The organism is Pseudomonas sp. TMP9, from assembly GCF_037943105.1.
In the GTDB taxonomy this organism is placed as follows: Bacteria; Pseudomonadota; Gammaproteobacteria; order Pseudomonadales; family Pseudomonadaceae; genus Aquipseudomonas.
Genome location: NZ_CP149803.1, coordinates 3,147,050 through 3,159,409 on the forward strand (window position 1 = coordinate 3,147,050; position 12,360 = coordinate 3,159,409).

Annotated in this window: 9 protein-coding genes; all 9 read left to right on the top strand. The window is 60.5% G+C overall.

Annotated elements, in window-relative coordinates; all coding sequences use genetic code 11:
- Positions 1-21 precede the first annotated feature (21 nt).
- On the top strand, positions 22-2,793 hold the full coding sequence (locus WF513_RS14915; protein WP_339080171.1) for a response regulator: 2,772 nt from the start codon (positions 22-24) through the stop codon (positions 2,791-2,793).
- Positions 2,794-2,867: 74 nt separating this feature from the next.
- Positions 2,868-3,464: a MarC family protein gene (locus WF513_RS14920; RefSeq protein WP_339080172.1), complete on the top strand. Its 597-nt coding sequence runs from the start codon at positions 2,868-2,870 to the stop codon at positions 3,462-3,464.
- Between the two features lie 434 nt (positions 3,465-3,898).
- The gene (atzF, locus tag WF513_RS14925) at positions 3,899-5,701 is read left to right on the top strand and encodes an allophanate hydrolase (protein WP_339080173.1); all 1,803 of its coding nucleotides are present in this window, start codon (positions 3,899-3,901) and stop codon (positions 5,699-5,701) included.
- A 5-nt stretch (positions 5,702-5,706) separates the two neighbouring features.
- Positions 5,707-6,438: a GntR family transcriptional regulator gene (locus WF513_RS14930; RefSeq protein ID WP_339080174.1), complete on the top strand. Its 732-nt coding sequence runs from the start codon at positions 5,707-5,709 to the stop codon at positions 6,436-6,438.
- A gap of 82 nt (positions 6,439-6,520) precedes the next feature.
- Positions 6,521-7,786 (top strand): urea ABC transporter substrate-binding protein, encoded by a 1,266-nt coding sequence (urtA, locus tag WF513_RS14935; RefSeq protein WP_339080175.1) that lies wholly within the window; start codon positions 6,521-6,523, stop codon positions 7,784-7,786.
- 176 nt (positions 7,787-7,962) lie between these two features.
- Positions 7,963-9,534, top strand: a complete 1,572-nt coding sequence (gene urtB, locus WF513_RS14940) for an urea ABC transporter permease subunit UrtB (RefSeq protein ID WP_339080176.1) — start codon at positions 7,963-7,965, stop codon at positions 9,532-9,534.
- Entirely contained in the window at positions 9,534-10,622 is a 1,089-nt protein-coding gene (urtC, locus tag WF513_RS14945; protein WP_339080177.1) for an urea ABC transporter permease subunit UrtC, read from the top strand. The genes urtB and urtC overlap by 1 nt, the downstream gene beginning before the upstream one ends.
- Positions 10,619-11,470 (top strand): urea ABC transporter ATP-binding protein UrtD, encoded by an 852-nt coding sequence (gene urtD / locus WF513_RS14950; protein WP_339080178.1) that lies wholly within the window; start codon positions 10,619-10,621, stop codon positions 11,468-11,470. Before urtC ends, urtD begins: the two co-directional genes overlap by 4 nt.
- A 117-nt stretch (positions 11,471-11,587) precedes the next feature.
- Entirely contained in the window at positions 11,588-12,286 is a 699-nt protein-coding gene (gene urtE, locus WF513_RS14955; RefSeq protein WP_339080179.1) for an urea ABC transporter ATP-binding subunit UrtE, read from the top strand.
- Positions 12,287-12,360 lie beyond the last annotated feature (74 nt).

Consider the following 12,360-nt stretch of genomic DNA (forward strand, 5'->3'; position numbering starts at 1 on the left):
TCAATGTTGAAAGGACTTCATGTGCGCCGGCTTAGGATTGCCACCTACCTGCTCGTCAGCACCCTGCTGATGCTGCTCACTGCAGCCGCTGCTCAAGCGGCTGTGGTGTCGTGGTCAAGCCTGAGCGACCCAAGCGCCGAACTGCAACTCGATGATGTGCGCAGCCCCGAGCGCCAGGCACAGTTTCGCAACACCGACCTAACCCAACTCTACACCCCTGGCGGCAGTGCGCTGTGGCTGCATGTACGCCTGCCCGCCAGCAATGACGCACAGATGCTGCGTATTTTCGCCCCGTACCTCGCCTACCTGGACCTTTTTGTACTGCGCGGTGACGCGCTGGTGGACCAAGCGCATACCGGCAGCAACCTACCCTTTAGCAGCCGCCCATTGGCCAGCCGCGATTTTCTCTTGCCGCTGCCTATCGCCGAGCAACCGCTGGATGTCTTCCTGCGCGTGGCCTCTGAACATGCGCTGCGCCCGAGCATCACCCTGCAAAGCGCACAAGCCATGGCCGCAGACGATAATCGACCGCTACTGCTTGGTGTGCTGCTGGGCTGCCTGATGATGGTGGTGATCTATAACCTCGTGCGCTATGCCTACACCCGCGCGGCGAGCGGTTTATGGCTGGCAGCCACTCAGGCCTGCCAGTTGGTCGCGGTAGTTAGCCTGCTGGGCATCAGCACGCCGTGGCTGAATGAATGGCACAGCCTGCAGCCACAAATCACTAACCTGGCGATGTTACTGACGGCCATTTGTGCACTGGGATTTACCGCCAGCTTCTTCAAAAAAGTCTGCCCCAGCACACCCCTTAGGCATCTGTTGACGGCTGAAATGGTGATGCTTGGCTTGGTTTGCGTGACGCTGTTGGCGGCTACCCACTTGCAGTTCAACCAGTGGGTTTACCTGTTGAATGCGCTTGTGGCGTTGAGCATCCTGCTGGTGGCGCTGACTCATTGGCGCCATGGTTACCCGCCCGCGCGCTTATTCAGCCTGGCGTTGCTGATTTTTTGTGTGGCGTTTATCTGTGCGCTGCCGGTTCTTTTCGGTTACTGGGCCGTCCACACCGAGTGGATGGTCTATGCCTTGGTGGCCGTCACAGTGGTTAGCAGCTTTATCCTCAGCATGGCCTTGAGCGACCGGCAACGGCGCATCATGCAGGCTCAATTTATTTTCAGCCGCACCCTCGCCGCCAGTTCGGCTGAGCTGAAGGCCAAGGCCGAGTTTCTCGCCAAAATCAGCCATGAAATCCGCACACCGATGAATGGCGTGCTGGGCATGGCCGAACTGCTACTCGGCACCCCGTTATCCGCCAAGCAGCGTGACTATGCGCAAACCATCAACAGTTCCGGTAACGAGCTGCTGACGCTGATCAACGAGATCCTCGACATCTCCAAGTTGGAGTCCGGGCAGATCGAGCTGGACGATGTGCAGTTCGACCTTAATGCCTTGATCGAAGACTGTTTGGACATCTTCCGCGCCAAGGCCGAGCAACAGAAAGTTGAGCTGATCAGTTTTATGCAGCCGCAAGTGCCACGGGTGATCGGCGGCGACCCTACACGCCTGCGCCAAACCCTGCTGAGCCTGCTCGATAACGCCTTCAAACAAACCGATGAAGGTGAAATTCTGCTGGTGGTGGCCCTTGATACGAGCCAAGACGCGCCGCGCTTGCGCATTGCCGTGCAAGACAGCGGTAAGCCGCTGGACGCCAGCGAGCGCGACGCCCTGCTAAATGCCGAGTTGCACAGCAAAGACTTCCTCGCCGCGACCAAACTTGGCGGCCGGCTTGGCCTGGTCATTGCGCGCCAACTGGTGCGCCTGATGGACGGCGAATTTGGCATCCAAAACAGCAATCGCGGTTCCACCCTGTGGCTTACCCTACCGCTGGATGCCACACGCCTGGAGGAACCCCTCACCGACTTCGATACCTCCCTGCAAGGCATGCGCTTGCTGGTGGTGGATGACAACGACACCTGTCGCAAAGTGCTGGTACAGCAATGCAGCGCTTGGGGCATGCAGGTTAGCGCGGTGCCATCCGGCAAAGAAGCCATGGCCCTGTTGCGCACCAAGGCGCACCTGCGCGAGTTCTTCGATGCGGTGCTGCTCGATCAAGACATGCCCGGCATGACCGGCATGCAGTTGGCGGCGCGAATCAAAGAAGATGCCAACCTCAACCATGACATTCTGCTGATCATGCTCACCGGCATCAGCCATGCGCCCAGCAAGATCATCGCTCGCAACGCCGGGATCAAACGCATCCTGGCCAAGCCCGTGGCCGGCTATACGCTGAAAACCACCTTGGCCGACGAGTTGGCGCAGCGCGGTAAAGGTGAGTCACCGATGTTCACCCCACTGCCGGTGAGCGCGGCTCTGCATGTCCCTGATGATTTCCGCATTCTGGTGGCCGAGGACAACAGCATTTCCACCAAAGTAATCCGTGGCATGCTCGGCAAACTTAACCTGCAACCGGACACCGCCAGCAATGGCCAAGAAGCGCTCAATGCGATGAAAGCCCAGCAGTATGATTTGGTGCTGATGGACTGTGAAATGCCCGTGCTTGATGGTTTCTCCGCCACTGAGCAACTGCGCGCCTGGGAGGCCGCCGAACAGCGCACCCGCACCCCAGTGGTGGCGCTTACTGCGCATATCCTGCATGAGCACAAAGAGCGCGCACGCCTGTCGGGCATGGACGGGCACATGTCCAAACCCGTGGAAATGTCGCAACTGCGCGAGCTGGTCGAGCATTGGGTAGCCGAGCGGGAAATCCGTCTTCAGCGCAACGCCTTGCCATCCTGATCACGCCGTAGGGATTGCCCATCAGCCTCTAGGCTTTTACCCTGCGACCCTCTCTCACCGAAACGAGTCTTGTCATGGCGCATGCGCTATTTAGCCTGTATCTGAAACTGCTGGTGCTCTATAGCCCCTTCTTTGTGCTGTCGTGCTTTATTGGGTTGAGCCGCGGTTATACGGTCAAAGAGCGCAAGCGCCTGGCTTGGAAAGTCGCACTCGGGGTACTGATCTCCAGCGTTTTGCTGTACCTGTTCGGCAAACACATCTTCACTCTGTTCGGCATCACCATTGACGCCTTCCGCATCGGTGCTGGCAGCGTGCTGTTTATCTCGGCGCTGGGCATGGCCCAAGGCAAGTCGGTGGTGCAAAGCGATAACGCGCAGCAAGACGTTTCCATCGTGCCGTTGACCATCCCGCTCACCGTAGGCCCTGGCACCATTGGTGCGTTGCTGCTGATGGGTGCCAGCCAACCCGACTGGAGCGACAAGGCTGTGGCGGTGCTGGGCATCGCCCTGGCCAGCTTGACTGTTGGCATCGTGCTGTATCTGTCCAATCAGTTTGAGCGCCTGCTCGGCGATCAGGGCTTGCAGATTGTCAGCCGCCTCATGGGCCTGTTCGTCTGCGCCCTGGCCGCGCAGATCATTTTTACCGGGGTAAAGAACTACCTCGCCCTCTGATGCCCTAGGCTGAATGGGTGAAGCCTGATGCGACCCTATGGCGAAACCCGGATTACGCCTACGGCTAATCCAGGCTACAACTGAGCAAAACCCGGAGTGACCACGTAGGGTGGACGGCGCTGTTTTCGTCCACCGTGACGGCTGCGACTGCCTAACCTTGCCGTCCATAAAATGAGGCCGTAGCTCGGATGAAATCCGGGGCAGGCGTCTGCAGTCGGCACGGTTTATCCCGGATTGCATCCGGGCTGCAGGCGCCCCACAACCTTGCACCATCCGCATGCAACGCAGCCCTGCCTCGGTGCATAACAGCGTGCACAAACCCTCGCAGCGCCCTCAAAAATCACCTAACCACTTGAAAATAAGTCACTTTAAAGAACTGGCACCGACATTGCTCTAGACATTCCATCACTTGGATACAAGATGGAATTCAGAGCATGCCTAACGCCCCTATCGCCTTCACCCTCGCCGACTGGCAACAGGCCTACCGCGACGGCCAATCGCCCGCCGAGCTGCTGCATAGCCTGCTTGATCAACTAACCTGCGCGGATAACGCCTGGATTGTTCTGGCCAATGAGGCTCAACTGAGCACGCAACTCGATGGTTTAGCCGCCCGATTGAGGGATGCAGGCGGCGACCTGAGTAAGCTGCCGTTGTACGGCGTGCCATTCGCCATCAAGGACAATATCGACGCCGCCGGTTGGCCCACCACCGCCGCCTGCCCGGAGTTTGCCTACAGCGCGGCAGCCGACGCCACGGTGGTGGCAAAGCTGCGGGCAGCCGGTGCCATTCTGATCGGCAAGACCAACCTCGACCAGTTCGCCACCGGCCTGGTCGGCACCCGCTCACCCCATGGCGCGGTGCGCAACAGTTTTAACCCAGATTACGTCAGCGGCGGTTCCAGCTCCGGCTCGGCCAGTGTGGTGGCGCGCGGCTTGGTGCCGTTCTCGCTGGGCACCGACACCGCTGGTTCAGGCCGTGTGCCCGCCGGCTTCAACAATATTGTTGGGCTCAAGCCGAGCAAAGGCTGGCTGTCCACTAGCGGCGTGGTGCCAGCCTGCAAGACGCTCGATTGCATCTCAGTATTCGCCCTGACCGTGAGCGACGCCCTGACCGTCGCGCAGATTGCCGGTGGCTATGATGCAACCGACCCCTACAGCCGTAAAAACCCCATGAGCGCCAAGGTTGGGATGCCGGCCAAGCCCCGTTTAGCCGTGCCGAGCAATCCCGCGTTTTTTGGCGACTCGCAGAATCAGGCGGTCTATGCAGCGGCGCTGGACACACTGCGCGCGCTGGGTGCAGAGGTCTGCGAAATCGACTTCACGCCCTTTCGGCAACTGGCCGACCAACTCTATTACGGCAGCTGGGTAGCTGAGCGCACGGTGGCGCTGGAAGGCGTCAATCCTGCGCATATCAACCCGGTGGTACGCGGCATCGTCGATAATGGCCATACCTACAGCGCCTGCGACGCTTACAAGGCCGAATACATTCGCGCCGAACTGAGCCGCACCATCAACGAGGTACTCGCCGATTTCGACGCATTGGTGGTGCCGACCTCGCCGACCATTCGCAGCCTCGCCGAGATGGAGGTTGAACCGGTGTTGTTCAACAGCCAGTTCGGCACCTACACCAACTTCACCAACCTCGCCGACCTCTCAGCCCTGGCCCTGCCAGCCGGCTTTCGCGCTGACGGCCTGCCCGCCGGCATCACCTTGATTGCCCCCGCTTGGCACGACCAGGCCCTGGCTGCTTTCGGCAAACGCTGGCAGCACGCACTCAACCTACCGCTGGGTGCAACCGGCCGCGCGCTGCCTAGCCAGATGACCAACAACGATCCTGCGCCGGGTGGCGTACGCGTAGCCGTGGTCGGCGCTCACCTCACCGGCATGCCACTTAATTTTCAACTGACCAGCCGCGACGCCGTGCTGGTGGAGCAAACCACCAGCGCCGCCACCTATCGGCTGTATGCACTGCCCGGCACCGTGCCGCCCAAACCGGGGCTGGCGCGGGTGGCTGAGGATGGCGCGGCAATCATCGTCGAGCTGTGGGATATCCCCCAAGCGCGCTTTGGCGAGTTTGTCGCAGAAATCCCTGCACCACTGGGCATCGGCAACCTGCAATTGGCTGATGGCCGCTGGGTCAAAGGCTTTATCTGTGAGCCGTATGCCCTGCACGGCGCGCGCGACATCACCAGCTTTGGCGGCTGGCGCGCATTCATTGCCAGCCAGCAGCAGGGCTGACCCCCATGCAACTGAGCGGCGCGCCCAGCAGCGGTAAGGAACGCCCGGAGAATTTCGCCGAGCGCATCTACCTGCAGCTCAAAGACGACATCTTTGAGTTTCGCCTGCTGCCCGGTGATCGCTTCTCCGAAAGCGAGATCGCCGAGCGCATGGCGGTTAGCCGCACGCCCGTGCGCCAGGCGTTGTATCGATTGGAACGTGAAGGCTATCTGCAGGTGTATTTCCGCAGCGGCTGGCAGGTCAAGCCGTTCGACTTCGCTCATTTTGAGGAATTGTACGAGGTGCGCATCGTCCTCGAACTGGAGGCTGTGCGGCGCTTATGCGAACGCCCTGTGGATGAGCAATCGCCTGCACTGGAACAACTAAAACGCACTTGGTTGGTGCGGCCCGAGCAACGTTTGCAGGATGGCCGCGAAGTCTCGCGCCTAGATGAGCGTTTTCATTGCTTGCTGGTGGAGGCGGCGGGCAACCGCGAAATGGCCCGCCTGCACGCCGAAGTGAGCGAGAAGATCCGCATTATCCGGCGTCTGGACTTCACCCAGAGCCCACGCGTAGCGGCCACTTATGCCGAACATGGACAAATACTTGCGGCAATTTTGTCGCGCCGAAGCAAAGAGGCACAGCTATTGCTCAAGACCCATGTAGAGGTCAGCAAGGCGCAAGTGCACACCATCACCCTGCATATGTTGCATAACGCGCGTCAGCGCAGCCTGCCAGACGCAGCGGTGAAGCCTTAGGACTCGACCCTGTTTCAACTGCCAGATAAACAATTAGAAACCAGCAGCTCAAACACTTAAGTTCGTGAATGGAGATCGCACCATGCAACGTCGCAATCTGATCAAGGCCTTTACCCTGTCCGCGTCCATCGCCGCCATGGGCATGAGCTGGACCCTGCACGCCGCCGAAACCATCAAGGTGGGTGTGCTGCATTCGCTGTCTGGCACCATGGCCATCTCGGAAACCTCGCTGAAAGACATGGCGTTGATGACCATTGACGAGATCAACGCTAAAGGCGGCGTGCTCGGCAAGCAACTTGAAGCCGTAGTGGTTGACCCGGCGTCCAACTGGCCGCTGTTCGCCGAACGTGGTCGTCAGTTGCTGACCCAGGACAAAGTCGCCGTGACCTTCGGCTGCTGGACCTCGGTGTCGCGCAAATCCGTCCTGCCGGTCTATGAAGAACTCAACGGCCTGCTGTTCTACCCCGTGCAGTACGAAGGCGAAGAGATGTCGCCAAACGTGTTCTACACCGGTGCAGCGCCAAACCAGCAAGCCATCCCAGCGGTCGAGTACCTGATGAGCGAAGACGGCGGCGCTGCCAAGCGCTACTTCCTGCTCGGCACTGACTACGTTTACCCGCGCACCACCAACAAGATCCTGCGCGCCTTCCTGATCAGCAAAGGCGTGGCTGATAAAGACATCGAAGAGGTCTACACCCCGTTCGGTCATAGCGATTACCAAACCATCGTCGCCAACATCAAGAAGTTCTCCGCCGGCGGCAAAACCGCGGTGATCTCCACTGTCAACGGTGACTCCAACGTACCGTTCTACAAAGAACTGGCCAACCAGGGCATCGAAGCCACCGACATTCCAGTGGTGGCCTTCTCGGTCGGTGAAGAAGAACTGCGCGGTATCGACACCAAACCGCTGGTCGGCCAGTTGGCCGCCTGGAACTACTTCCAGTCGGTCGAGAACCCGGTCAACACCAAGTTCGTCGCCGATTGGAAAGCCTACGCCCAAGCCAAGAAGCTGCCGAACGCCGATACCGTGGTCACCAATGACCCGATGGAAGCCACTTACGTAGGCATCCACATGTGGGCGCAAGCCGTTGAAAAAGCCGGCACCACCGATGTCGATAAGGTGCGCGAGGCCATGGCCGGGCAGACCTTTGCCGCGCCCAGTGGCTTCACTCTGACCATGGACAAAACCAACCATCACCTGCACAAGCCCGTAATGATTGGTGAAGTACAGGAAGACGGTCAGTTCTCGGTGGTCTGGCAGACAGAAGGGCCAGTCCGTGCGCAGCCATGGAGCCCGTACATCGAAGGCAACGACAAGAAGCCGGATTACGCGGTGAAGTCGAACTAAGGCAAAAAGCCCTCCCCCCCTGAATGTGCTGATAGCGCAGCACGCGTTTACCGCCCCTCTCCCGCTTGCGGGAGAGGGCGTGGGCGACCCGTGAAGGCGGGGAAGGTCGCTGTAGCCCGGATGCAATCCGGGAAGACCGCTCCCGGATTGCATCCGGGCTACGCCAAGGAACGCCCATGTCCACTGCCCTTACCCGAACTCTACTGAGCCTGCTGTTGCTGCTGCCGTTGGCCGTGCACGCCGGTGATGCCCAAGACTTTGTCGCCGCTAACCCAGCCAAGCAGGCCAGCCTGCTGGAACGCTGGTCCGCTGCGCCCGATGCGGCGCGCCTGCCGTTGATTGAAGCCCTGCAACAAGGCCGCGTCGCAGCCGACAGCGCGAAAAACGCCTTTATTGAAATAGATGGCGCGTATCAACCTGCCGAAGGCGACGTGCAGCCTGTCGAAACACCCAAGAAGCTGCGCCTGAATAACCGCCTGCGCGGCCTGACCGCCACCGCACTGGCCAGCCACCAACTGCTCGGCGAAGACCCGGCACTGCGCCTGGCCGCTGCCAAGCAACTGCAGAAGAGTGCCAAACCGGCGCAACTGCAACTGCTCAACGCCCAAGTCGCCAGCGAAACCGACGATGGCGTGCGCGACGCCCTGACGCTGGCCCTGGCCAACCTGCAACTGGTTGATAGCGACCCGGCCGTGCGCCTGGCAGCCGTTCGCCTGCTCGGTGAAACCGGCGACCCACTGGCCCGCACCCGCCTGGAAACCCTGCTCGACCCCGCCGTGGAAAGCGATGCTGGTGTACGCACCGCCGCCGAAACCAGCCTGGCGCAAGTCAAACGCAAACTGCTGATCGGCGAACTGCTCGGCCAGGCATTCAGCGGCCTGTCACTCGGCTCGATTCTGTTGCTGGCCGCCCTCGGTCTGGCCATCACCTTTGGCCTGCTCGGCGTCATCAACATGGCTCACGGCGAGATGCTGATGCTCGGTGCCTACTCCACCTGCATGGTGCAGGTCATGTTCCAGCGCTTCGCCCCGGAGGCGATTGCCCTCTATCCGCTGGTGGCGCTGCCGGTGGCATTTCTCGTCACCGCCACCATCGGCATGGCCTTGGAGCGTACGGTGATCCGCCATCTTTACGGCCGCCCGCTGGAAACCCTGCTGGCCACGTGGGGCATCAGCCTGATCTTGATCCAACTGGTACGGGTGACCTTTGGTGCGCAGAACGTTGAGGTGGCCAACCCTTACTGGCTGTCCGGCGGCATTCAGGTGCTGCCCAACCTGGTGCTGCCGTACAACCGCATCGTCATCATCGGCTTCGCCCTGTTTGTGGTGCTGCTGACCTGGCTGCTGCTGAACAAAACCCGCCTCGGCCTTAACGTGCGTGCGGTTACACAGAACCGCAACATGGCCGCCTGCTGCGGCGTGCCCACCGGCCGGGTGGATATGCTTGCCTTCGGCCTTGGCTCCGGTATCGCTGGCCTTGGCGGCGTGGCCCTGAGCCAGATCGGCAACGTCGGCCCGGACCTCGGCCAGAGCTACATCATCGACTCGTTTCTGGTGGTCGTGCTTGGCGGCGTTGGTCAACTCGCCGGTAGCGTCATGGCCGCCTTCGGCTTAGGTATCGCCAACAAAATTCTCGAACCGCAGATCGGTGCCGTGCTCGGCAAAATCCTCATCCTCGCGCTGATCATTCTGTTTATTCAGAAACGCCCGCAAGGTCTGTTTGCTTTGAAAGGACGGGTGATCGACTGATGAGTGCAATCAATCAAACGCTGCTGGCACGCGCCAGCGCCAAGCTTGGCCCGCAGGTATCAATCGGCCTCGGCCTGCTGGTGCTCGCCGTGCTGCTGGCCATGCCGCTGCTGCACCTGTTGCCAGCCGACAACGCCCTGCATGTCTCGGCCTACACCCTGACCTTGGTCGGCAAAATCCTCTGCTACTGCATTGTCGCCCTGGCGCTCGATCTGGTCTGGGGTTACGCCGGCCTGCTGTCACTCGGTCATGGCCTGTTCTTCGCCCTCGGCGGTTATGCCATGGGCATGTACCTGATGCGCGAAGCAGCGGGCGACGGCCTACCCGCGTTTATGAGCTTCCTCGCTTGGACTGAGCTGCCCTGGTACTGGTACGGCACCGATAACTTCCTCTGGGCCATGTGCTTGGTGGTGCTAGCCCCTGGCCTACTGGCGCTGGTATTCGGCTTCTTCGCCTTCCGCTCGCGGATCAAAGGTGTGTACTTCTCGATCATGACCCAGGCGCTGACCTTCGCCGGCATGCTGTTGTTCTTCCGCAACGAAACCGGCTTTGGTGGCAACAACGGCTTTACCAATTTCAGAACAATTTTGGGGTTCGACATCACCTCAACGCACACCCGCGCGGCGCTGTTTCTCGCCACCGTACTGCTGCTGGTCGCCAGCCTGTATCTGGGCTGGCGGCTTGCCCGCAGCAAATTCGGCCGGGTGCTCACCGCCCTGCGTGATGCAGAAAACCGTCTGATGTTCTGCGGCTACGACCCGCGCGGCTACAAGCTGTTTATCTGGGTGCTCAGCGCAGTGCTCTGCGGCCTTGCGGGTGCGCTCTATGTGCCGCAGGTGGGCATCATCAACCCCAGCGAAATGTCGCCGACCAACTCCATCGAAGCCGCCGTCTGGGTCGCGTTGGGCGGGCGCGGCACGCTGATCGGCCCGCTACTCGGCGCAGGCTTGGTCAACGGCATGAAGAGCTGGTTCACCGTGGCCTTCCCCGAGTACTGGCTGTTCGCCTTGGGCTTCTTATTCATTATCGTGACGCTGTTCTTGCCCAATGGCGTGATCGGCCTTCTGAAAAAGGGCAAAGAACAATGAGAGCCACTGCGACACCCGAACTGATGCTCGAGCCCGCCTTCGATCCCGCCGGCAGCGGCCGCGATGCAATTGGTGCCAGCACCCTGGCAACCAAGGGGCTCAACGTGCGCCACGGCACCATCCTGACCTTGGAAGACATCAACGTCAGCTTCGATGGCTTCAAAGCACTAACCAACCTGACGCTGTATATCGGCGTCGGCGAACTGCGCTGCATCATCGGCCCCAACGGTGCCGGCAAGACCACCATGATGGACGTGATCACCGGTAAAACTCGCCCGGATAATGGCGTGGCCTACTTCGGCGAAACCCTCGATTTGACGCAAATGAGCGAGGTGGAAATCGCCCAGTCCGGCATTGGCCGCAAGTTCCAAAAACCGACGGTATTTGAGGCGCTCAGCGTATTTGAAAACCTTGAACTGGCGCAGAAAACCAACAAATCGGTATGGGCCAGCCTGCGCGCAAAACTGACCGGCGAGCAGCGCGACCGTATCGATGAAGTGCTGCAGACGATCAAGCTCGATGCCTCGCGCTCACGCCCTGCCGGGTTGCTCTCGCACGGGCAGAAGCAGTTTCTCGAGATCGGCATGCTGCTGGTGCAAGACCCGCAACTGCTGCTGCTCGATGAGCCAGTAGCAGGCATGACCGACGCCGAAACCGAGTTCACTGCCGAGCTGTTCAAGTCGCTGGCACGCAAGCACTCGCTGATGGTGGTCGAGCACGACATGGGCTTTGTTGGCTCCATCGCCGACCACGTCACCGTGCTGCACCAGGGCAGCGTGCTGGCCGAAGGCTCGCTGGAACAGGTGCAGGCCGATGAACGGGTGATTGAGGTGTACCTAGGCCGCTAGAACGTAGGGTGGATGACGCTTTTTTCATCCACCACAGACACTGCACGGTGGATGGCCACCCCGTGGATCGGTAAAGCGTGAGCTACGCGCCCCGATCCACCCTACAAGGACACAACCATGCTGCAAGTCCAACAACTGCATCAATACTACGGCGGCAGCCATATCCTGCGGGGGCTGTCGTTCGAGGCCAAAGTCGGCGAAGTCACCTGCCTGCTCGGCCGCAACGGCGTGGGTAAGACCACCCTGCTGAAATGCCTGATGGGCTTGATCCCGGCCAAAGAGGGCGCGGTGAACTGGGAAGGCAAGCCCATCACCGCATTCAAGCCGCACCAGCGCGTACACGCCGGCATCGCCTACGTGCCGCAAGGCCGGGAAATCTTCGGTCGCCTGACCGTGGAAGAAAACCTGCTCATGGGCCTGTCTCGCTTTCCCGGTAACGACGCAAAGGTGGTGCCAGAGTTTATTTACGAGCTGTTCCCGGTGCTGCGCGAGATGAAACACCGCCGTGGCGGCGACCTCTCCGGCGGCCAGCAGCAACAGCTGGCCATCGGCCGTGCACTGGCCAGCCAGCCGCGCCTGCTGATCCTCGACGAGCCCACCGAAGGCATCCAGCCTTCGGTGATCAAAGAGATCGGTGTGGTGATCAAAAAACTCGCCGAGCGCGGCGATATGGCCATCCTACTGGTCGAGCAGTTCTATGACTTTGCCGCCGAGCTGGCCGACCAGTACCTGGTGATGAGCCGCGGCGAAATCGTCCAGCAAGGTCGTGGCGAGACCATGGAAGCGGATGGCGTGCGTGGCCTGGTGGCCATATGAAACGCACTGTAGGGTGGATGACGCGCAGCTCATCCACCACTTAGCAAACCGCTGGTGGATGGGTAAAGCGTCAT

What these genes read in the sequence shown, in the direction of transcription:
- urtA (WP_339080175.1), top strand. Translation starts at nt 6,521, where the DNA reads ATGCAACGTCGCAATCTGATCAAGGCCTTTACCCTGTCCGCGTCCATC.
- urtE (WP_339080179.1), top strand. Translation starts at nt 11,588, where the DNA reads ATGCTGCAAGTCCAACAACTGCATCAATACTACGGCGGCAGCCATATC.
- WF513_RS14930 (WP_339080174.1), top strand. Translation starts at nt 5,707, where the DNA reads ATGCAACTGAGCGGCGCGCCCAGCAGCGGTAAGGAACGCCCGGAGAAT.
- urtD (WP_339080178.1), top strand. Translation starts at nt 10,619, where the DNA reads ATGAGAGCCACTGCGACACCCGAACTGATGCTCGAGCCCGCCTTCGAT.
- WF513_RS14920 (WP_339080172.1), top strand. Translation starts at nt 2,868, where the DNA reads ATGGCGCATGCGCTATTTAGCCTGTATCTGAAACTGCTGGTGCTCTAT.
- urtC (WP_339080177.1), top strand. Translation starts at nt 9,534, where the DNA reads ATGAGTGCAATCAATCAAACGCTGCTGGCACGCGCCAGCGCCAAGCTT.
- urtB (WP_339080176.1), top strand. Translation starts at nt 7,963, where the DNA reads ATGTCCACTGCCCTTACCCGAACTCTACTGAGCCTGCTGTTGCTGCTG.
- atzF (WP_339080173.1), top strand. Translation starts at nt 3,899, where the DNA reads ATGCCTAACGCCCCTATCGCCTTCACCCTCGCCGACTGGCAACAGGCC.